Origin of the sequence: Shinella lacus (assembly GCF_010994755.1) — a bacterium.
In the GTDB taxonomy this organism is placed as follows: domain Bacteria; phylum Pseudomonadota; class Alphaproteobacteria; order Rhizobiales; family Rhizobiaceae; genus Shinella; species Shinella lacus.
The window spans coordinates 760725-782599 of sequence record NZ_WHSB02000001.1 but is presented as its reverse complement, the minus strand read 5'-3'; the positions used below and the strand labels follow the sequence as shown (position 1 = coordinate 782599).

Here is a 21875-nt window from a genome sequence, read left to right as displayed (position 1 = left end):
GGAATTCAGCGGATTTCCAAATCCATCGCCGTGCCGAAGACCGGCACATTGCGGGCCGACCAGCCGTCGCCATCCGCTGTGAGGCCGAGTTCCGAACATAGCTTGTTCTCGCCGCCTGACGGGTTTGATGTTTGCTGGTGCATGCCGGTGAGGAAGGATTGCGAAAAGCCGTCATCGAAGGGAGCGGGTGTCAGGCAGGCGACGGCTTGGTAGAAACGGTCGCGATGCTCCGGGTTTGTTGCGGAGAAGGACTGGAAAACGCCGCGAAGGCCATCGAGCTTTTCCTGGCAGAATGCCGCCATGTCCGCGTCGTAGCGGCAGCCGAGTTCGGTCGAATATTGCACGTTGCATTGCGGGTCGGCGAGGTTCTTGAGGCAGGCCGGCAGTCGCGCTGCGAAGGCTTCGGCCTCGTTCTTGTCCCAGTTGTTGTCGGCGGGGCTGCCCTCGATCGTTTCCGGCGACTGGTGCAGCCGTGTGCCGGTCTCGGGGTCGTAGCGCAGCATGTCCCATTCGGCGGCGATGAAGCCGGACGTCAGCGGTCCGAACCCGCTCACCTGGCGGATCTTCGCCTGGAAGTCGCTGACATCCTTGCGGAAGCTCCAGTCCTGCACCTTGCGCGGTCCGGTGGCGAGCGCCACCCGGTCGGCAACGGTGCGCATCGGCGGCACGCCAAGCCGCAGCATGACCCATGCGTCGCGCTGGAATGCGCTCTGCTGCACCCGCCGTTCGGACCAGCTCTTGTCTGCAAGGCCCGCTTCCGCAACGTCGGGATTCAGCAATTCGTCGAGCCGCGCCTCGACCATCGCCTGGCGGCAGGCCTCGGGGCCGGCGGGATTCGCGCCGGCAAGCGCGCATTGGCGCTCGCTGAACGTTTCCCAGGCGGCCTGCGAGGCGGCCAGTTGTGAGCGTTGTGTCTCGGCCTTCTCTTGCGCGATCTTGCCGGTGGCGGCGAGGTCTGCGACATGGGCATCGAGCTGGCGAAGGGTGAGGGCGAGCGCTTCTGCTTGAGCCGCGGATCGCCAGGCCGCGCACCGCTCCGGCGCCAAGGCGTGTTTTTCGCAGTCAGATACCTCCTGGGCGAGGGCACGGGCAGCCATCGAGACCATGGCGACGAACAGGCCGATTGCAAGACGGCTCATAGGCCTGCCTCCTCAAGGGCTTTGACGACGCGTTGCAGGTGATCGGCATAGTCCGGGTCGCGTGCCGGATCGGAGACGCTGGCATCCTCGCGATATTGCGAGAACGCGCTTTCCACGGAGAGGGCGTAGAGTTCGGTGTCCCCCGAGCCGATCGCATTGTTGTTTTCGTCGAACGTCCAGCCGACGAGTTTGCTGCAAAGTGCGGTTTCGCGCTCGGGCAGTGTCTCGATATCGACCGTCTTCACCTGCGCATCGCCGCCCGCTGGCTGGGCGATGAAGGTGAGCTTGCTGACGGTTTCCGCATTGTCCGGCGCGAAGACCGCAAGGCCCGCACCCTTGCCGCCTTCCGCTATGCAGCCCGCCATGCCGTAGACCGAATGGGCCTGGAAGCTGGAGAACAGCGACGCCGTGCGGCCATCGTGCTGATAGCCGGCGGCAATAGTGCGCTTGATATCGAAGACGCTCTGGCAGGCCTTGGCGACGGGTGGGTCCAGCCGGCAGCCGAGCTCTATGGAATAGTTGATGCGGCAGTCGGCCTTGCCGAGGTCGCGCATGCATTCGGGGAAGCTGGCGGCGAGCGCTTGCAGGTCGGCGTCGCTGGCGCTTATCGGTGCGCTCTCGATGAGGGGCTGCCCGTTTTCCGGGTGGTATCGCCAGGCGTCCCAGTCGGTGGCGATGGCCTTCGCGGTCTCTGCCTCGAAGCCGCGCGCCGCCAGTGCCTTCTCGACCAGCGTCGCGCCGTAGCGCTTCTTGATGTACCAGGTGTAATCGCCGAAGCCGAAGGCGCGGGGCGAATATTGCGAGTCTGCGAGCGTGTCGAAATCCGGTTCGAGCCCGCCTTCCGCCTGCACCTCGCCTTCTTCCGGCGGTACGATGCCGAGAAGCCCGTCGAGCTCCTTCATCCGCTGCCAGGATGTCCAGCGCAGGCATTGCAGGCCCTGGATGACCCCGACGATGCCCTCCTGACCGGCGAAATAGTCGCACGTCGCCTTGCGATAGGCGAGCCAGGCTTCCTGCGCGGCGCGCACCGCGTCCGGTTCGGACGAGGCAGCGAGCACAGCGGCAAGCCGGCTTTCGACCTCGCCGTCCAGCCCGCCGCCCATGGCGGCCAGGCAGGCCTCGATTTTCAGGTTGCCGGTGTCCTTGCATTCCGCCGGCGTCTCAAAATTCTCGACGATCCCGCCGGCCGCCGCCGGTTCCGCGAGCGCTCCGAGCAGCGCGGCTATGAGAAGGCGTTTCATTTTCCTCTCCCTTCAAACACCGTCAATGGCATCGGAACCCCGCCGGCACGGCGTCATAGATCTTGAGCGCGTGGATCGTTTCGAGCGTCAGCCCGCCTGACTTGAGCCGCGCCTGCTGCTGGAAGGCCCCGACCGCATCGGGCAGTTGTTCGGCATTGGCGACGTTGATTCCTGTCTGCGCCAGCGCCCGGGTGAGCGCCGTTTTTCCGTTGTCGGAGAGGTAGGGCAGCAAGTCCTGCGAAGTGAGCGTCGAGCCGGCTTCGAGATCGCCGAGATCGCGGGCGCGTGAAATGAGCTGGAGTGCGTGGGCCACATCCGGCTTCGCCATGCCGCATCCGGCGAGGTACATGATGCCGAGCGCGTTGATGGCGGCCGGGTGGCCCTTGTCGGCGGCTGCCTGATAGTGCTCCAGCGCCTCGGTCAGGCGCTCGGCCTTTTCCAGGGCGCGGGCGAGATTGTGCTGGAGCCGGGCGCTTTGCGGTTCGCCAGCGACCGCATCGAGGCAGGCGGGCACGGCCTTCACGGCGTCGATATCCTCGAAGGTGATGCCCTTGAGGCCGACGAAATTGCGCGCATCGACCGCAAGCCGGTCGCAATCGGTGATGCTCGGTGGGAGGAAGAACAGCGTGCGGCTCGTCTGCACCAGATATTCGGGCTTCTGCACGCCGTTGGTGCTGGCCAGCACGTCGCCAGCTGCAAGGCGGAACATTTCCGACACTTCCAGCCCGGGCTGGTCGATGAAGCGCAGCAGGCTGTCGGTGTAGGGGCTATGCTCACCCCGGCCATCGGAGGCAACCTGGCCTGCCGCCGTGGCGAAGGCCACCACGCGGAAATATCCGGCACTCGCTGCCCCGGCCACCGGCTTGGGCAGGTCGATCCGGGCAAGGCCGCGCGATCCGCCGGCGCCGTGCACCAGGCCGCTGAACGGGTTGTCGCGGCAGGCATCGAGCACGATGATCTTGGCCGCATCCGGCTTTGCCTTCGCCTCGATGGCCGCGAGGATCGTGTCGACCGCGATGAGGTCGTCCCGCCGTCCGTCGCGGGCGAGGTCGACCGGCACGATGAAGTTGCGGCCATCGAGCTGGAGGCCATGGCCGGCATAGAAGACGAAGATCACGTCGGCGCTGGAAAGATCGTCGGCAAAACGGCGGATCGTCTCCAGTAAGGCGTCCCTCGGCTGGTCGATCGCCGTGTGCAGGCGAAACCCGAGGCCGCCGAGTTTTTCGGCCATCGCCTTGGCGTCATTGGCCGGGTTGGCGAGCCGGCTCGCCGACTGGTAGGTGGCGTTTCCGATAACGAGGGCGACGCCGTCGAATGTGCCATGCGAGGCGGACACCTGCGCTCTGGAGTTCGATGCGCCGGCAATCAGAAGCAGGAATAGCGCGATGAAAAAGTGGAGACCTGCATGTCTTTCGGGGCGTCCCAGCATGCTTTCTGCTCCGCATTACGCGCACCTCGTTCGCAGGCGCGCCACCTTGGTCCGCTCATCAGGCGGCTTATAGAAACCGAAAAAGTGCGAAGAGGCAATCGATGCAGCCCTGAAAGCTGCAGCCCTAGTGATCGAAATGCAGCAAAACGAAAGCCTGGCCGTTCCGGGTGCCGACATTCGTGCGATCGGCGAGGCGTTGGACGAGAACCGCGGATACGTTCGCCATCGCGCGCGCCACGGCGTCGTCGTCCGCTTCGAGCCAGTCCTCGATCTCCGGCGCCTCGACGCCGGCGAGCACCAGCGGCGGGCCGCTGTGCAGGATCTCCACGTCGAAATTCAACTCGTCGAACCGGGCGCGAACAGCCGTTGCCCGCCGGTCCTCTCCGGCTGCCGCAATGAGTTCCGTGGCCTCGATGGCCGCCAGTGCGGCGCGGCTGACAACATCACGACGCGCTGCCCATATGCCGCCCTGTTCCTCGACGAATTCGGTGACCGGGGTGATGAGGTCGGCCTCCTGACCCAGCTCGCGCTGGGCCACCATCGACGTGCCGATGCGAAACAGCAGGTTGAGCACGATCGCCACGAAGCCGGCCATGACGAAGCCGCTGCCCACGAAATGGCGGGCCGAAGCCGCAACGCTTTCGGCAAGCTCAGGGATGAGCATGACCGTCAGGCCGACGAAAAGCGACAGCCCGATCATGAAGATGCTTCGGCTGTCGATGGCGCGAGACGTGGCGAGTTCGATGCCGGAGACGATGAGGAAGGCGGCGGCGTAGACCTGTATTGCGCCGATCACCGGGGTGGGAATGATCGTCAGCGCCAGCGTGGCTTGCGGCAGCAAGCCGACGATGGCGATGGCCGCGGCCGCGACAATGCCGATCCAGCGCGAGGTCGAGCGGGTGGCGTGGCTCAAGCCGATATTGGCGGAGGAGGCACCGGTCGGCATGGCGCCCAGCAATCCCGACAACACGTTTCCGATGCCGTTCGCCATCACGCCGCCACCGGCCGTCTTCATGTCCGGCCGGTGCCAGTCTGCGTCGTCCATGCGGTCGACGATGACGGTGCTGGCGAAGGTGTCGAATTGGCCAAGAAGGCCGACGACCACGATGACGGCGAGCAAGGCAAAATCGAAGTTGAAGACGGGCGCCGGAAGCACGGGCAATGCGAGCACCGGCGCGGTGGCAAACAATTCGAGCCCGGTCAGCCGTCCGCACAGGGCGGCAACGACAACGCCGGCGACGATGCCGGCGGCGAGGCCGAAAAGCTTCATCTTGCTGCTGCCCCACACCGACAGCACCACGACCGTCGTCAGCGTGACGCCGGCGATCAGGGCGCTGAGCGGATCGACCTGAAAGCTTTCGCTGATGCCCAGAGACTGCCGCGCGGCCCCTTGAATGAGCGACAAGCCGCCCATGCAGACGACGACGCCGAGCACCGTCGGCGGAAACAGCGCGCGCAGATGCGGGATGAGCCGGCTGAGCCCCATCGCCGGCAGGCCCGTGGCGAGGCCCAGCATCAGCATGCCGCCGACACCGTAATCTCGCAGCACAACGGCGACGAAGGGCACCATGATCGGGCCGGGGATATGCACGATCAGCGCTCCCGCGCCGATGCGCCCGCCCCACGCTTGCAGGAATGTCGCAATCGCCATGCCCAGGATCGAGCAGGTGAGAAAGGTCTGGGTCTCCGCCACGGACAATCCGCCGAGCTTGGCGGCGGCCAGCGCGTAGGTCGACAGCGCGATGGCCATGACCGCATGCTGGCCCGCCAGCGCCAGAAGCGCGCCGCGCGGCAGCGGATCGGAATTGGCATAGACGATGTCTGAAGGTTTGCGTCGTGCGCGTGCGGCAGGAAGCCTGAAGTTTTTCAGGTCGAATGCGGATGAAAACATAAATTCTCTGTTTGCATGGGAAAGAACAATTGTTGTCACATTCACCGATAGGGTGTGTGCTGACAATGTCTTACGGCCACCAAGCTCGCCCAATATAGGGGCGTTCTACCCGCTGCTTTCAGCGATGGCTTCTTGCGATCATCGCGATGATGGTATCGTAAAGCTCCGCCTGCGCCTGTTCGGCCGTGATCTCGCCTGTCGTGGCGGCATTGGACAAGGCATCGGCCGCCCCGAGCATGGCCCAGAAAGCGGCACGCGAAATGCCCTTGGAGCCTGTGAAGGGCGCGAATATCTTTCGGCACTTCTCGATGAAGGCCAATTGATAGTCCCACTTGACGGTCGCCAGTTCGGGCGACCCGGTGAGTCCTGCTAGTACACCGGGAATCTCCCGTCCCTGGGACAGGACGCATTCGACATAAGACGAGGCGATGACCCTCGCAATCTCCTCCAAGGTCGGAGCACTGGCCTCGATCGCAGCATCGATCACCGCTGTCTGGCGCAGGTCGAAATCCTGATAGAGCGCAGTCAGCAGGCCATTTCGCGTGCCGAAATGGTCATAGATCACCGGCTTGGTAACGCCAGCCTCCGCAGCCATGCGCGGCAAAGTCAGCGCGTCGGTGCCTTCCTCGCGCACGAGCCGCCATGCCACGTCCAGAAGCTGGTGAAGGCGATCCTCCCGGCTGAGCCTTATGCGCTTCGCGGAAGCGGGCGTTTCTGTCGGTGTATTCGACACTGTATATACCATAAGTAACCTACCGGAGGTATGTAGGAGAATTCCGCCAAGCGCAAGCAACGCCCCAAATATCGCAGCCAAAAAGTCCATCCGGCAAACTTCCCCTCCCGTTTCGGTTGCGGCATATTTGCCGCGCCATGAAAGTCGCGTGAGGGGACCATGCTGCTTCGTCTCGCCATCCTGCTTCTTGCCGTTCTTCTCGGTCAGCCGGCGTTTGCAGAGCGCAAGGCCGCCCTGTTGATCGGCAACGCCACCTATGCCGCGCCGGCCACAGTGCTGAAAAATCCACCGAACGACATCATCGCGATGAAGGCCACGTTCGAGGGCGCGGGCTTCGACGTGACGGTTCTGCAGAATGCCGGCCGCGCGGCGATGTCCGCAGCATTGGCGACGTTTGAGCAGAAGGTCGCGGGGGCCGATATTGGCCTCATCTATTATTCCGGCCACGGCATCGAAGTGAATGGAGACAACTTCCTCATTCCCGTCGATGCGAAACTCGCCTCGGACCGGGATGTCAAATACGAGACCATCCTGCTCGATGATCTTCTCCATGCGCTTGCCGGCGCAACGAAGCTGAAGCTCGTGCTGCTTGATGCCTGTCGCGACAACCCGTTCCTGACCTCCATGAAGCGTCTCTCCACGCGGGGCATTCCCACCCGCGGTCTCGCACGAGCCGATACGGCGGAAAGCAACATGCTGATCGGCTACGCGACGGGACCGGGCGAAGTGGCGCTGGACGGTGATGGCGCCATGAGCCCCTACGCAACGGCGCTGGCCCGCCACCTCGTCACGCCCGGGCTGGAGATCGAGGCGGCCTTGCGTGCAGTTGCCAAGGATGTGTTCGATGCAACGGGCGGCAAGCAGCGCCCCTTCAAGACGGGCTCGCTGTTCGAGACCGTCATGCTCGGCGAGGGTTTTGCGCCGGACGCTTCCGGAGCGGTCGGTAACAACGATCCCTGCCGGGATGCGGCTGCGCATTGGGCGGAAATCCGCGAAGGTAAAAACAAGGCGATGTTTGAGGATCACGTCCGCCTGTTCCCCACCTGCGCCTTCGCCAATATCGCACGGCAGCGCATGGCCGATCTTGCGCCCGTCGTTACTGTGCGGGAGGCGACGGGCGAGACGGAGTGCGACCGCTTGGCCGCCGCCGAAAACGACCCGTTCAAGCTGGCCTCGACCAAAGGCGTCGATTTCTACAAAATCGATTCTGCCCGCGCGATACCAGCGTGCCAGGACGCGATGCGTGAAAATCCGCAGGAGAAACGGTTCTTCTACCAGCTCGGCCGTTCCCTGGACCAGGCCGGCCGCTTTGCCGAGGCCCTGGCGGAATACCGCAAGGCTGCCGATCTCGGCAATCACCAGGCCATGCGCAACCTGGCGATCCTCTATGAGAACGGCGAAGGCACGGCGCAGGACTATGTTGAAGCCATGCGCTGGTTCCGCAAATCGGCAGATCTTGGAAACGGGCTGGCGATGAACAATGTCGGCCTGTTCTACCGCAACGGCAAAGGTGTGCCGGAAGATTTTGCCTTGGCGCAGGAGTGGTATCGAAAGTCGGCGGATGCGGGCATCCCCGTTGCCATGCAGAACATCGGCGATTTGTTCGATCTCGGTCTGGGAACGGCGCAGGACTTTAAACAGTCCCTAGCCTGGTATGAGAAGGCGGCTGCGGCTGGTCACGCGCCGGCCATGACCAATGTCGGCTGGGCGTATGAAATGGGTCGCGGCGTGGAGCGCGATGATACGGAAGCCATGCGCTGGTATCAAAAAGCTGCCGCTGGCGGGGATGCGCAGGCGATGAACAATATCGGCCTGTTCTACGAGCACGGCCGTGCCACCAAAAGGAATTATGCGGAAGCCATGCGCTGGTTCCGTCGAGCGGCCGACACGGGACATGCTGGGGCGATGACGAATATTGGCTGGGCATTCGACGCGGCACACGGGGTCAAGCGTGACGATAAGCAGGCTTTGGAATGGTATCGAAAAGCTGCGGATGGCGGGGATGCCCAGGCGATGAACAATCTCGGCACCTTTTACCAGAACGGCCGGGCAGTGAAGAAAGACGAGAAGGAAGCGCTCCGCTGGTATCTGAAGGCGGCCGAAAAAAACAACTCTTATGGTGCCCACAACCTTGCGGCCCTGCTGGAACAATCCGAGCCGGCCGAGGCCGGCCGCTGGATGGAAACCGCTTTGCGCCTCGGGCATGCTGACTCACTGCAGCAGATGCAGGAGAACAGCCGCGAATGGTCACTTTCTTTCCGAAAAGAGCTTCAGCAACGGTTGAGCAATGCAGGCGTCTATTCCGGTGACGTTGACGGACGCTTTGGCCCCTCGACGATCGAAGCGATTCAGGCTGTTTTTGGCAAAGGTTAATTAGGACGCGAAACTTCCGCCGTCTTTGAACTCGGGTTAAGCGGTTTTCATTTACAACGGGATCGTGCCGTTTTCCTCTCCGTCCCAATACTGGACGCGCGTGCCCCGGACATTGATCAGCACCAGTCCCGGCGTTTCCGCTCCCTGCGCAAACCATCTTTCGAGGTCGGGCACCCAGTGCCGTTCGACTTCGGCCTTGTCGCGGATGATGCGGGCTTCGCCCTCGATGGAAATGAACATGCCGGGTTTGCCGAGCAGGCTTGGCGGTTCCGTGAAGGAAAGGGAAACCTGCGGATCGCGAGCGATATCGGTGACCTTGTTCGTATCCTCAAAGGAGAAGAACCAGGAGTCGCCGTCATAGTCGACATCGCCATTGTTGCTCATCGGCCGGTTGGTAATCGCACCGGATGCGCCATGCGTCGACATCATGCAAAAATCGATCTTCTTCAGTTTCCGGGCAATGTCGGGAAGTGTTGTCGATGACATGGCGGTAGCCTTCGCAAAGGAAAATGGATGAGACGGATCAAACAGGGAATGGGATGAGGCGTCGAAAGTTCCTTTGGGTGGTGAGGATGGGAACCGCGCGTCCGTGTTTAGACGTGGGCCGAGGAAGCGGGTGACAGATACGGGACGGACAACGGCGAGATCGTCGTCGTACCGATCGGGGATGCAAGCTTCTTCCTGACCGTGTCCGGTCTAGTGATCTACAACGATCCGGCCGGTGGTCGGGCGTTGTTCGCGGGCCAGCCGACGCCCGGATTGGTATTGATGTGCCACGAACATATCGACCATTTCGATATCCTGCGACATATGTGGGGGTGGGATAACGAAGGAAGCCCTGGTCATCCCACCCCTTTCGATCAGGCAGCGCCGATCAACTCTCCGCTTTTCGCCCAAAGCTGTTTGGCCCTTTCGGCATCGAGCGCATACGACCTGACACCGTCGGCAAACGGATTGGGCGTGTCATTGATCGGCGTGATCGCGCAATCTTCGAGATAGTGTCCGCCGATCTCCTCCTTGTCGGCAACGACTGCCGCCCAGACCGAGGTTGCGGCCGCCTGCGCGATTTCCTTCAGCTCTGCCGGTGCAAGGCCTGCATCGGCGCGGGCTTTGCCAACGGTCGCAAAAAGGCCCTCCAACTCTTCCTGCGAGAAGTTGCGGGGGAGATCCGTCAGGCTGTTGCCCGGCATCACCGAGGCAGCGCGGACGCCACGACCGCGATGCCGTCTGTCGAATTCCACTGCGAAGAGGGCATTGGCCGTCTTCGACCGTCCGTAAGCGACAAAAGGATCATAGGCCTGTTGCGCGAAGTTCGGATCGCCCAGATCGATATCGGCGACGCGATGCGCCTGCGACGACAGCACCACCAGGCGTCCGTCATCGACGAGCAGCGGCTCGATCCGATTGATCAGCGCGAAATGACCAAGATGGTTGGTTCCGAACTGGATTTCGAAGCCATCGACCGTATGGCCGAACGGCGTTGCCATGACGCCGGCATTGGCGATGATGGCATCAAACGTCCGCCGGTCCGCCAACAGCGCGTCCGCGCAGGCACGAACGCTTTGCAAGGATGCCAGATCGAGCGCGATCAGCTCCAGGCTGCCACCGCCCTGCGAGGCGGCATCGCGAACCGCGGCGGTGGCCGTCTCGGCCTTGGCGAGGTCTCTGACCGCGGCGACGACGCTGGCGCCATGGGATACCAGCGAGCGGGCGGTTTCCAGCCCGATGCCCGACGATGCACCCGTCACGAGGAACCGCTTTCCCCTGAGGTCGACGCCGGAAAGCACCTCGTCGGCGGTCGATTTTGCACCAAATTTCTCAGTCATTTCCTGTCCTTCGATTGGGCTTGTGAAAATTCGGATCTGCTTCGCGTGTCTCTTTGAACGCTCAGATTCCAAGGCCGCCGGCCATGTTTATCGTCTCGCCGGTGATGTAGCCGGCATGGGGCCCGGCAAGGAAGCAGACGGCCTCAGCCACTTCTTCAAGGGTTGCAAAGCGACGGATCGGATGCAGGTCCAGGAAGGCGTCGAGGGGAGGAAGCTCCCCGGCCACGTCCTTGTTCATGTCCGTGGGCATGGCGCCCGGCTGCAGAACATTCACCGTAATATTGCGGGGGCCGAGGTCGCGCGCGATGCCCTTGGCATATCCGATCAGCGCTGCCTTCGTTCCGGCATAGTCGGCGACACCCTTGAAGGGTACGTAGGAGCCGAGGAGAGAGCCGATGAAGATGATCCGGCCACCGTCCGACAGCCTGGGCGCGGCGGCGCGCGTGTTGGCAATCGAGCCCAGGACGTTGACCTGCCACTGTCGATTGTACTTTTCATCGTCGAGGTTGGGATCGTCCACCAACTGACCCTGGGTGGCGATGCCGGCATTGTTGACCAGGATGTCGAGCTTGCCGAATTCGGCGATCACCTTGTCGATCAGCGGCCTGGCGGAGGACAGGTCAGCCTGGTCGCTCTTGATCGCGATCGCGCGAACACCCTTCGCCTTGAGTGCCTCCACGACAGCCTCGGCCTTTTCGGCAGAGGCCGCATAGGTGATCGCAACATCTGCCCCCTGACGGGCAAACGCTTCCGCCGTGGCGGCACCAAGCCCGCGCGAGCCACCCGTCATGAGCACGACCTTGCCTTCAAATATCTTCGTCAAAACATATTCCTTCCTGAAGTGGACTGTTAACGTAACAGTCATTACGATAACGATTGGTATGAAATATTGACGATCGCTGTCAAGTGGTTTATTAATGCTCGTTATGAAAAAGGCCGGATTGAACTGATGGGACGCCATCGCGAATTTGACGTCGAAAAAGTGCTCGATGCCGCCCTCTGCGTGTTCTGGCGCAAGGGCTACGAGGGGGCGTCCTATGCCGACCTGACGGAGGCTGCTGGCGTGGAGAGGCCGGCCCTCTATTCCGCATTCGGCAACAAGGAGGCGCTCTTCCGCCGAGCGCTGGAGCGTTACTACGAGCGGTATCTGGACTACATTCCGGATGCCCTTCAGCTCCAGACATCGCGTGAAGTTGCTGAGCGCATGCTCTACAGGGCCGCCGACCTCAACACCCGCTATCCGAACCATACGGGTTGCCTCAATATCAATGGCGCCCTGGCCGTATCGGACGAGGCGGAATCCGTGCGGCAGGCACTGATCGACGTTCGCGCGGCGGGTGAAGTGCAGTTTCGAGAACGCTTCGAACGGGCAAAGGCCGAGGGCGACTTGCCGGAGACGGCCAAACCGGAAGCCCTCGCGGCCTTCCTGATGGCTGTGCTTCACGGCATGGCCGTGCAGGCCAAGGCCGGCTTCAGCCGCGACGTGCTGGAAGCCGTCGCCGAGCAGGCGCTTTCCACTTGGCCTGCCGCTGGCACGCGGCAAGGATGACCGCTATGCCCGTCGAGGAGCCTGCCAAAATCCGCAAGCTCGCGGGGTCATGCCAGTGCGGATCCGTGACCTATGAGGTCGCGGACGCGTTCGTCTTCGCTGTAAATTGTCATTGCTCACTCTGCCGGCGCGCGACAGGCGCGGCATTCAAACCCCTTGCCGGCATAGAGCGCGACAAGCTGCACATCACGAATGGAGCGGACAAGATTCAAATCTTCGACGCCGGTAGCTGGCATGACGAACGATGCAAGGCGTGCGGCTCGTTCCTCTTTGCCGTCGTACGGAACGGGGCGTTTGCCCATGTCGCGATGGGCACCTTGGTCGACACTCCATCCATACGGCCAAGCGCCCATGTGTTTGTCGGCTCCAAAGCGCCGTGGTTCGATATCACGGACGATCTGCCGCAATATGACGAAGGCATCATCGTCAAGGAAAACTGAAGCCCTATTTCTGGGTTGATCGGTGCACAACTAGTTGATTGGGCTCTTCTCAAAATTTATGTGCCAATCACTACAAAATGATGCTTTCGGCTTTTGGATGTCTAGCACCGATGATGGCGCCGAAGTTTCAGGAAGCACGCCGCAGTCTCTCCGGAGCCAATACCATCACGGCGGTGGCCTATGATGTGGGCTATGAAAGCATCTCACAGCTTAACCGCGACTACCGCCGCCTGGTCAACCTGACGCCAAGCGACGATGCGGCAACCCTGCGTGCCACGCTGAGGCGTTAGCCCGACCAGGTTCGACCGTTTGCTTCCTCCAACGGAGGTTGAAAGCGAGTGCCCCAGACCGCACGCGCCATCGGCCGGCGCGTGGAAATGGAAGGTGGACTTGCCGATACCGGGAGGCCGGGTTACACGGGACGGGTTCTGCCATGCCGCCTCCCGGGCGTCGAAGCGATTGCCAAGGTGACGAGCTTGTCCTCTGATGACACGAAGAATCCCGACGATGCCGATCCGCTGATGGTGCGGTCGGTGGAGAAGGCGTTCCGGGTGCTTGAAGCCTTCGACGGCACGAACCGCAGCCTCAGCCTCGCGCAGATCGGCGCCAATGTTGGGCTCGACAAGAGTGCGGCGCAGCGCTTCACCCACACGCTGAACAAGCTTGGTTACCTCCAGAAGGACCCGGTGACCAAGCGCTTCGAGCTCAGCCTGCGCAGCCTCGAAATGGCGCGTCATTTCATCACCGCCAATCCGCTCGTCAACCAGGCCATGCCTTATCTCCTCCACCTCAGCCGCGAGACGGAGGAGGCGGTGAACCTGACGCTGCCGGATGGCGCGGAGATCGTCTTTGCCGCCCGCTTCATGAGCCGGCACATGCTGAACACCGATGTCGTCGTCGGCACCCGCATGCCCGCCTTCTGCACGGCGCCCGGCCGTGCGATCCTTTCCCGGCTGCCGCTCACGGAAGCCAGGTCGCTGCTTGAACGCTCGCCGTTGCAGGCGTTCACGCCGCAGACCGTCCACACGGTCGAGGCACTCGTCGAACGGTTGGAGACCGCGCGCAACGTCGGCTACGCCACGACCTGGGGCGAGTTCTTCCCCGGCGATCTCTCGGTCGCTGCCGCCGTGCTCGACCAGACCGGGCGTCCGGTCGCCGCCGTCAATATCGGCGTCTCCAACGCGCGTTATACGCCGGAGAAGGCGGAAGAGATTTTCGCCCCTCTGGTGGTCGCTGCGACGCGGTCAATCTCGCAGGCGTCCTCCACCTTCTAGTCCTCCAACTCGTTGCGTTTTCCACAACCCGACGGGCGACCGCTGGTCGATTTTGCGTGCCGCGAAAAATCCCATTGACAGTTTCATGTATTACAATACGATACAAAGTATCAAAATACGATACGATGGAAATCATGACAAACTTCATCTTGACGGAACAGCGCGGCGCGTGCCGCGTGATCACGCTTAACCGCCCCGAGGTGCTCAACGCCTGGCATTCGCCGATGCGATCCGCGCTGATGGACGCGCTGGAGGCGGCCGAGCAAGACGCGTCCGTCGGCGCGATCATCCTGACCGGGGCCGGCGAGCGCGCCTTCGGCGCAGGGCAGGACCTGAACGAGACCAAGACCTTCGATCCGGACCGTGCAGAACTGTGGATCGGCGAATGGGAACGGCTCTACGATCGCATTCGCAGCCTCTCCAAGCCGCTGATCATGGCGCTGAACGGCCTTGCGGCGGGATCGGCCTTCCAGGTGACGCTGCTCGGTGATTTCCGCATCGGCCATGACGGCGTGAAGATGGGACAGCCGGAGATCAATTCCGGCATTGCCAGCACGACCGGGCCCTGGATCATGATGGAAATGATCGGCCTGGCACGCACCACGGATCTCACGCTGAGCGGCCGCATGATGGAGGCGGCCGAATGCGTGGCGATCGGCCTGATCAACCGGATCGTGCCGCGCGACCAAGTGCTCGAAGCGTCGCTAGCGCTGGGCGAAGAGCTTGCCGCCAAGCCGCGGCTTGCCATGAAGCTCAACAAGCAGCGCTTCCGTGAAGTCACCGAAGCCCGCTTTCGTGATGCGCTTGCGGCGGGCGTGCGCAACCAGCGCATCGCCTATGAAGACGGCGAGCCGAACCGCATGATGGAGCAGTTTCTCGCGTCGAAGGGGAAGGCGAAATCCGGCTGAGCCGGACGCTGGACCCGCCTTTCAAATTCAATGATTTTTCAGGACTGTAGCGTGGAAGACCAAGGTTTCATTTCTTGCCTGCCGGCCCGGGCCGCTGCTTCGCCCGATGCCATCTATGCGACTTTCGACGGCGAGCCGATCACATTCGCGGACCTGCACCGCAAGTCGGATAGCGTGGCGGTTGAGCTGCGCCGCCTGGGGGTCGCGAAGGGCGACCGCGTGGCGCTCATGCTGCGCAACAGCCCCGACAGCCTCGCCGTGCTTTTCGCCATCGCCAAATGCGGTGCCGTCTGGGTGCCGGTGAATGTGCAGCTGCGCGGCGACGGGCTGAAATACATCCTGGAACATTGCGATCCGCGCGTCGTCTTCGCCAATCGCGATCTCTTCCCGAACATTCTCGAGTGCGGTGCCGACACGAACGCCTTCCAGCTTGTCGCTGAGACGGGGGATGCGGGGGCGCTGGACAAACTCGCCGGTGGCGACCACGTCTTCTCCGAGTCGCTGCCATCGGCGGACGATCTCTTCGCGCTCAACTACACATCCGGCACGACCGGCCGCCCGAAGGGCGTCTGCGTCACGCATCGCATGCTGCGCTATGCGTCGGAAGGCGCCATGCTCTGCTCGGATGCGCGTGATGGCGATGTCTTCTTCGTGTGGGAGCCGCTTTATCACATCGGCGGTGCGCAGCTTATCCCCATCCCGCTATTGCGCGATGTCACGCTGTCCATGGTGCAACGCTTTAGTGCTAGCCGCTTCTGGGAGCAGGTGCGCGACTGCGGCGCGACGCAGATCCACTATCTCGGCGGCGTCCTGCAGATCCTCCTGAAGCAGCCGGAGAGCGAACGCGACCGGGATCACAAGGTGCGCGCTGCCTGGGGCGGCGGCTGCCCGCGCGATATCTGGCGCGCCTTCGAGGAGCGCTTCGGTATGCCGCTTCGCGAGTGCTACGGCATGACGGAATCCTCCAGCATCACCACCTTCAATGCCAGCGGCGTACTCGGCTCGGTCGGCACGCCCGTTCCGTGGCTGTCGGTGGAAATCCTAGATGAACAGGGTTCGCCCGTGGCGGCGGGCGTACACGGCGAGATCGTCGTCCATCCGCGTCAGGCGGGCGCGGTCTTCGCCGGCTATTTTCGCAATGAAGAGGCGACCGCCAAGGCGCTGAGGCCGGATGGCTTCCACACCGGCGACCTCGGCATGCTCGACGCGGACGGAAACCTCTATTTCCTCGGACGCCTTACGGATAGCGTGCGCGTCAAGGGCGAGAACGTCTCGGCCTTCGAAGTGGAACATGTCGCGGGCAGCCATCCGATGGTCGAGGATTGCGCGCTGATCGGCGTCAAGGCGGAGATCGGCGAACAGGAGATCAAGCTCTTCATCAAGCCAAAGGAAGGCGCCGATATCGATTACTCCGCCTTTTCCGATTGGCTTGCGCAACGGCTGGCGCCGTTCCAGAACCCGCGCTACCTCGCCGTGGTCAAGGATTTCGAGCGCACGCCGAGCCAACGCATCATGAAGCACCGGCTGTCCGTATCCGTCGACGGCAGCTGGGACAGGCTGCACGGGACCGGCCGATGAAGCGCTGCAAAACCAACACAACCGCATACCCCGAGGGGAGACAGTCAGTATGAAGGCCGCCGTTCTCTACACGTTCAACGAAGACCTCGTGATCGAAGACGTACCGATTGCCGATCCGGGTGACCGCGAAGTGCTCGTGCGCATCATCGCGACCGGCGTGTGCCACAGCGATCTCAGCGCCGCGAAGGGCAAGTCCCGGCCGAAGCTGCCGATCATCCTCGGCCATGAAGCGGCCGGCATCGTTGAAAGCACCGGCTCGGCCGTCTCCAAGGTACAAAAGGGCGACCATGTCATCCTGTCCTGGGCGCCGAATTGCGGCGAGTGCTTCTATTGCCACAAGCGCCTGCCGACCATGTGCGACACCTATGGCGACGCGGCCGGTGGCGGTACACTCTGGAATGGCGCGCGCCGGCTTGGCAGCGCTGAAAAGCCCGTCAACCATTTCACCTGCGTGTCCAGCTTTGCCGAGCTTGCCGTGGTGCCGGAATCCGGCTGCTCGAAAATCGAGAAGGACATTCCCTTCGAGGTGGCCGCGCTTGTGGGCTGCGCGGTGACGACCGGTTTTGGCGCGGTGGTCAATGATGCGCGTGTCGAGGCCGGCGAGGTCGTGGGCGTGATCGGCGTCGGCGGTGTCGGCATCAACGCCATCCACGCAGCATCGGTCGCCGGTGCGGAGGCCGTCGTCGCCATCGATATCAACCCGGAGAAGGAAGCGGTCGCCCGCTCGTTCGGCGCCACCCATTTCCTGAATTCGGCGACGCAGGACGTTGCCGCCGAACTCAAAGCGCTGAGCCGCGGCCGTGGCCCGGACAGCATCATCGATTGTACGGGACGGCCGGCCGCGATCGCGCTTGCCTATAACAGCGTCCGGCTTGGCGGCTCGGTGATTTCCGTCGGTATCGCCGCCAAGGGCGAAATGGTCTCACTGCCGGCCTCGACGCTGCCGAACACCCAGAAGCGCATCATCGGCAGCAATTATGGCGGCGGCGTGCCGGAGCGTGATTTCGAGCGCATCCTCGGCCTCTACCGCGCCGGCCGCTACGATCTCGACCGCCAGGTCGGTGAGCGCGTGCCGATCGAACAGATCAATGAGGCCTTCCGCTGGCTGGAGCAGGGCGTGCTCGCGCGCACGCTCGTGTGCTTCGACCGTTGACCACCAGATTTTGAGTGAGACAGACGATGTATCCCGATACCCAACTCTTCATCGCCGGCGAATGGACCCCTGGTGCGAGCGGCGAGACGCTGCCCGTGCTCAACCCGGCGACCGGCAGCGAAATCGGTCGCGTTGCGAAGGCAACGACGGCCGACATGGATCGCGCGCTTGCTTCGGCTGCTGCAGCCTTTGAAACGTGGCGCAAGACGATGGCGCGCGACCGCGCGAAACTGCTGCACGCGGCGGCGGATAACCTGCGCGCCCGCATCGAGGACATCGCGCCGATCCTGACCATGGAGCAGGGCAAGCCGCTTGCCGAAGCGCGCTCCGAGCTTCGCAATGCCGATGACGTCATCCGCTGGTTCGCGGAGGAGGCCATCCGCTCCTATGGCCGCATCATTCCGGCCCGCAAGGCCGGCGTGCAGCAGATGGTGGTGAAGGAGCCGATCGGCGTCGTCGCGGCTTTCACGCCGTGGAACTATCCGGTCGCCCAGGCGATCCGCAAGATTTGCGCCGCCCTTGCCGCCGGCTGCACCGTCATCCTCAAGGCGGCCGAAGAGGCTCCGGCCTCTTGCGCGGCGATGGTCCGCGCCTTTGCCGATGCCGGTTTTCCGGATGGGGCAATCAACCTTCTCTACGGCGTGCCGTCGGAAATCTCCGAATATCTCATTCCGCATCCGGTGATCCGCAAGGTCTCCTTCACCGGCTCCACGCCGGTTGGAAAACACCTGACGGCGCTCGCCGGCGCCCATATGAAGCGGGTGACGATGGAACTCGGCGGACACGCGCCCTACATCGTCTGCGCCGATGCGGACTTGCCGTCCGCAGTCTCGATGCTGGCCGGGCACAAGTACCACAATGCCGGCCAGGTCTGCATCGCGCCGACGCGCGTGCTGGTCGAAGAGCCAGTTTATGACAATTTCCTGGAAGATTTCGTCATCGCGGCGAAAGCGGTGCGCGTGGGTGACGGCCTCTCCGAGGGCATCGACATGGGTCCGATGGCGAACGCTCGCCGGCTCGACGCTATGGACCGACTGATCGGCGACGCCGTGGCCAAGGGCGGCCGCCTGCTGGCCGGCGGCAACCGCATCGGCAATGCCGGCTTCTTCTTCGAGCCGACGGTGCTCGCCGACGTGCCGCAGGATGCCGCGATCATGAACGAGGAACCGTTCGGCCCGGTGGCGGTCGTCAACCGCTTCAAGACGGTGGATGACGCAATCGGGGAGGCCAACCGGCTGCCCTTCGGCCTCGCCGCCTATGCCTTCACGCGCTCCCAACGCAATGCCCAGCGTTTCAGCGAAGACATCGAGACGGGCATGTTGTCGATCAATGATTACGGCCTCGCCTATGCAGAGGTTCCGTTCAATGGCGTGAAGGATTCCGGCTATGGCTCGGAGGGTGGGCCGGAGGCCCTGGAGACCTTCCAGACGATCAAGTTTGTTTCACAAACGAATTTATGACGATCACACTAATGAAAATCTTGACAGATATTTTCATTAGTGTGAAATTCAGGATGAAGCGAACATACAGGAAAGACTCCAATCCCCATGTCCCAGCAGGCCTATTCCCTTCCGCAGCGCTCGCCCCTCTACCAGGCGCCGCCGTTTGATTACAAAGCCTTCAGCAAGGTCAGCGTGTTCTGCCGTGTCGACGAGGCGGCGATCCGTGCGGCCCTGCCGGCGCAGTTTGAACTGCGCGGCGACGTGATCGAATTCTTCATCATGGACGTGCCGGCGGGCGGCTCGCTCGGCTCCTATGCCGAAGGCGGCATCGTCGTGCCGATGAGCTACCAGGGGCGTCCGGGCGGTCACGTGCTCTATGAGATCGTCACCAATGACGACTCGATGGCTGTCGGCCGCGAGGTCTGGGGCTACCCGAAGAAGATGGGCGAGGTCGCCTGGGACGCCAGCGAGACGGCGGTAAAGGCAAAGCTTTCGCGCCGCGGCACGTCGCTGATCGAGATTGACTTCAAGGCCGACGGCCCGGCCTTCGAAAAGCCAGCGCTGCATCCGCGTTTCCAGACGCGCATCATTCCCTCGCCGGAAAGTGCCGCCGTCGAAACACAGATCATCGAGAATTCGCTTGGCCAGTCCGAAACGATCCGCCATGCGCTCGGTACGGCCGAGATCAAGATCGGCGGCAATGCAAACGATCCGTTCTCGGATTTCGAGATTCGCGAGATCGTCGGAGCGGAAATGATCGTCGCCAACTTCGTCCTCGCCTTCGGCAAGATTGTCGGCTGAAGCGCCGGATTATAGGGAACCGTACACATGATGTGTGCAAAAGCGCCCGAAAGGATGTTCAGACTCGATGAAAAGCGGGTCTTCATCACCGGTGGCGGTGGGGGCATCGGCCGCGCTGCGGCGCTGATGTTTGCCGCCTTCGGGGCGCATGTCGTGGTTCTAGACCGGGACCTTTCGGCGGCGGAAGCCGTGCGCCGGGAGGTGGCGGAGGCTGGCGGTGCGGCGACAGCCTCCGCCCTCGACGTCACGCATGAGGCTGACATCCTGGCCGTTTTCGCGACCATGGAACGCGAGGTCGGCGGTATCGACATCCTCGTCAACAATGCGGGCATCTCCATCCGGCGCCCATCGACCGAGCTTTCGCTGGAGGACTGGAACAGCGTCGTCTCGGTTAACCTGACGGGCATGTTTCTCTGCTCGCGCACGGCCGCGCGGTCCTGGATCGGCCGCGCCGCGCCGGGTGTGGTGATCAACACCGCATCGATCATGAGCTTTTCCGGAGGCGGCCTTCACCCGAACGTCTCCTACCAGTCGACGAAGGCAGGGGTGGTGAACCTCACCCGCACGCTCGCCGTCGAATGGGCCGACAACGACATTCGCGTGAATGCGGTGGCGCCAACCTGGGTCAGGACGCCGCTGATCGACCATCTGATGGCCGACCGGGAGCAGATGGACAAGATCCGCAGCCTGACCCCGCTCAAGCGTCTTGCCGAACCCGAGGAAGTGGCATCCGCCATGATCTTCCTCGCCGGTCCGGCATCGGCAATGACCACCGGCCATGTGCTGGCGGTGGACGGCGGTTATCTCGCGAAATGAGGAGGTCGAAGGAAACGTCTGGTCGTCGCATGCCCAGTCACTCTGGTGAAGAACGCTACAAATAATTTCATGCAGGCGTTGCCGGGATGGGAGTTCCGTGCAACGAATCTCAACAAGCAAAAGGGGAACCTTATGAACAGAACCCGTGTACTTCTTTCCGCCGCAGCGCTGCTGTTTGCTTCCAGCGTTATGCCGGCAATGGCCGACGACATCGTGCTCGGCGGCAGCGCACCGATGTCCGGCGCGCAGGCCGAATTCGGCCAGTCGCAGATCGACGGCGCCCAGCTCTATTTCGACCAACTCAACGAGAAGGGCGGCATCAAGGGCAACAAGGTTGTCTTCCGCCCGCTCGACGACCGCGCCGACCCGCGACAGGGCACGCTCGTCGCCCAGCAGTTCTGCGATGACAGCGCCGTCATCGGCGTCATCGGCCACATGAACAGCGGCGTCACCATGCCGGCCCTCGACATCTATTCCGAATGCGGCATGCCGCAGGTCGTCCCCGCGACCAATCCGGAATTGATGCGAATGGGCTTCAAGACCGTCGTGCGCCCGGTCGCCAACGACTTCATCCAGGGCGCGCTGCCCGCGAAATACGTCACCGAAAAGCTCGGCCTGAAGAATGCCGTGCTGGTGCATGACAAGACGGTGTTTGGCCAAGGCATTGCGGGCGTGTTCCAGGACAATTTCGAGAAGGGCGGCGGCAAGGTTTCCGGCACCTTCGGCACGAACCCGGAAGATGTCGACTTCTCCGCGCTGATCGCCTCGATCAAGTTGGAAAACCCCGATGTCGTCTATATGGGTGCAGGCATGCCGCAGCTGGCGCTCTTCCTCAAGCAGATGCGTGAACAGGGCCTGAAGGCGCAGTTCATCGGCCCCGACATCGGCTTCACCGTCGACTTCATCACGCAGGTGGGTGCCGCTTCCGCTGAAGGCGCGCTCATGACCTTCCAGCTTCCGCCCTACGATTCTTCGCCGGAACTGAAGGACTTCTCCGATCGCCACCAGGCCCGTTTCGGCCGGGCGCCCGGCCCCTACGCTTCGCTCGGCTTCGCCAACGCCCAGGTCATGGCCGCCGCCGTCGAGAAGGCTGAAACGCTGGACCGCGAAGGCGTGCTCGCCCAGCTGCATGGTGTGACGGTCGAAACGCTGCTCGGCCCGGTCGCCTTCGATGAAAATGGCGAAAACACCACCGCGCCGATGTACCTCTATATCGTCAAGGACGGCAAGTTCGAGCTGATCAAGCAGTAATCAGCCGGACGATTGTTCAATGGGGCCGGCG

General features: G+C 62.9%; 20 protein-coding genes. 12 read left to right on the top strand and 8 right to left on the bottom strand.

The genetic code is table 11. The features are described from left to right. Nucleotides 1-5: 5 nt before the first annotated feature. The 5 genes from GB927_RS03585 to GB927_RS03565 all read right to left on the bottom strand — a co-directional run bounded on the left by GB927_RS03585 (nt 6) and on the right by GB927_RS03565 (nt 6445). Complete coding sequence (locus GB927_RS03585; RefSeq protein WP_256115203.1) at nt 6-1139, bottom strand: lysozyme inhibitor LprI family protein; 1134 nt, start codon at nt 1137-1139, stop codon at nt 6-8. Continuing rightward, on the bottom strand, nt 1136-2380 hold the full coding sequence (locus tag GB927_RS03580) for a lysozyme inhibitor LprI family protein (RefSeq protein WP_256115202.1): 1245 nt from the start codon (nt 2378-2380) through the stop codon (nt 1136-1138). The genes GB927_RS03585 and GB927_RS03580 overlap by 4 nt, the downstream gene beginning before the upstream one ends. Before the next feature lie 22 nt (nt 2381-2402). After that, a complete protein-coding gene (locus tag GB927_RS03575; RefSeq protein WP_256115201.1) occupies nt 2403-3809 on the bottom strand; it encodes a caspase family protein in 1407 nt (468 codons plus the stop codon). 124 nt (nt 3810-3933) lie between these two features. Next, a complete protein-coding gene (locus GB927_RS03570; protein WP_256115199.1) occupies nt 3934-5700 on the bottom strand; it encodes a uracil-xanthine permease family protein in 1767 nt (588 codons plus the stop codon). Between the two features lie 118 nt (nt 5701-5818). Then, on the bottom strand, nt 5819-6445 hold the full coding sequence (locus tag GB927_RS03565; RefSeq protein WP_305110579.1) for a TetR/AcrR family transcriptional regulator: 627 nt from the start codon (nt 6443-6445) through the stop codon (nt 5819-5821). A gap of 147 nt (nt 6446-6592) precedes the next feature. Between GB927_RS03565 and GB927_RS03560 the strand changes: the two genes are divergently transcribed. Then, a complete protein-coding gene (locus tag GB927_RS03560; RefSeq protein ID WP_256115198.1) occupies nt 6593-8806 on the top strand; it encodes a caspase family protein in 2214 nt (737 codons plus the stop codon). Nucleotides 8807-8857: 51 nt separating this feature from the next. Here GB927_RS03560 and GB927_RS03555 read toward each other — a convergent pair whose 3' ends face one another. The 3 genes from GB927_RS03555 to GB927_RS03545 all read right to left on the bottom strand — a co-directional run bounded on the left by GB927_RS03555 (nt 8858) and on the right by GB927_RS03545 (nt 11455). Further along, complete coding sequence (locus GB927_RS03555; protein WP_256115197.1) at nt 8858-9292, bottom strand: pyridoxamine 5'-phosphate oxidase family protein; 435 nt, start codon at nt 9290-9292, stop codon at nt 8858-8860. A gap of 374 nt (nt 9293-9666) precedes the next feature. Continuing rightward, entirely contained in the window at nt 9667-10632 is a 966-nt protein-coding gene (locus tag GB927_RS03550) for an SDR family NAD(P)-dependent oxidoreductase (protein WP_256115196.1), read from the bottom strand. A 61-nt stretch (nt 10633-10693) separates the two neighbouring features. Next, the gene (locus GB927_RS03545; protein WP_256115195.1) at nt 10694-11455 is read right to left on the bottom strand and encodes an SDR family NAD(P)-dependent oxidoreductase; all 762 of its coding nucleotides are present in this window, start codon (nt 11453-11455) and stop codon (nt 10694-10696) included. Nucleotides 11456-11581: 126 nt separating this feature from the next. Between GB927_RS03545 and GB927_RS03540 the strand changes: the two genes are divergently transcribed. From GB927_RS03540 to GB927_RS03490, 11 genes are all read left to right on the top strand, one after another. After that, nucleotides 11582-12181 (top strand): TetR/AcrR family transcriptional regulator, encoded by a 600-nt coding sequence (locus tag GB927_RS03540; RefSeq protein WP_256115194.1) that lies wholly within the window; start codon nt 11582-11584, stop codon nt 12179-12181. 5 nt (nt 12182-12186) lie between these two features. Beyond that, entirely contained in the window at nt 12187-12621 is a 435-nt protein-coding gene (locus GB927_RS03535) for a GFA family protein (RefSeq protein WP_256115193.1), read from the top strand. A gap of 110 nt (nt 12622-12731) precedes the next feature. Further along, nucleotides 12732-12911, top strand: a complete 180-nt coding sequence (locus GB927_RS03530) for a helix-turn-helix domain-containing protein (RefSeq protein WP_256115192.1) — start codon at nt 12732-12734, stop codon at nt 12909-12911. Between the two features lie 48 nt (nt 12912-12959). Next, the gene (locus GB927_RS03525) at nt 12960-13895 is read left to right on the top strand and encodes an IclR family transcriptional regulator (RefSeq protein ID WP_256115191.1); all 936 of its coding nucleotides are present in this window, start codon (nt 12960-12962) and stop codon (nt 13893-13895) included. Nucleotides 13896-14029: 134 nt separating this feature from the next. Then, nucleotides 14030-14803 carry an enoyl-CoA hydratase/isomerase family protein gene (locus tag GB927_RS03520; RefSeq protein WP_256115190.1) on the top strand — a complete coding sequence of 258 codons (774 nt, stop codon included), beginning with the start codon at nt 14030-14032 and terminating at the stop codon, nt 14801-14803. Nucleotides 14804-14854: 51 nt separating this feature from the next. Continuing rightward, nucleotides 14855-16381, top strand: coding sequence for an AMP-binding protein (locus GB927_RS03515; RefSeq protein ID WP_369431618.1), 1527 nt, complete (start codon nt 14855-14857; stop codon nt 16379-16381). 49 nt (nt 16382-16430) lie between these two features. Then, nucleotides 16431-17534, top strand: coding sequence for a Zn-dependent alcohol dehydrogenase (locus GB927_RS03510; protein ID WP_256115188.1), 1104 nt, complete (start codon nt 16431-16433; stop codon nt 17532-17534). 26 nt (nt 17535-17560) lie between these two features. Next, complete coding sequence (locus tag GB927_RS03505; RefSeq protein WP_256115187.1) at nt 17561-18994, top strand: NAD-dependent succinate-semialdehyde dehydrogenase; 1434 nt, start codon at nt 17561-17563, stop codon at nt 18992-18994. 87 nt (nt 18995-19081) lie between these two features. Continuing rightward, nucleotides 19082-19777: an acetoacetate decarboxylase family protein gene (locus GB927_RS03500; RefSeq protein ID WP_256115186.1), complete on the top strand. Its 696-nt coding sequence runs from the start codon at nt 19082-19084 to the stop codon at nt 19775-19777. Nucleotides 19778-19831: 54 nt separating this feature from the next. After that, complete coding sequence (locus GB927_RS03495) at nt 19832-20593, top strand: SDR family NAD(P)-dependent oxidoreductase (RefSeq protein ID WP_256115185.1); 762 nt, start codon at nt 19832-19834, stop codon at nt 20591-20593. 132 nt (nt 20594-20725) lie between these two features. Next, entirely contained in the window at nt 20726-21844 is a 1119-nt protein-coding gene (locus tag GB927_RS03490; RefSeq protein ID WP_256115184.1) for a branched-chain amino acid ABC transporter substrate-binding protein, read from the top strand. Nucleotides 21845-21875 lie beyond the last annotated feature (31 nt).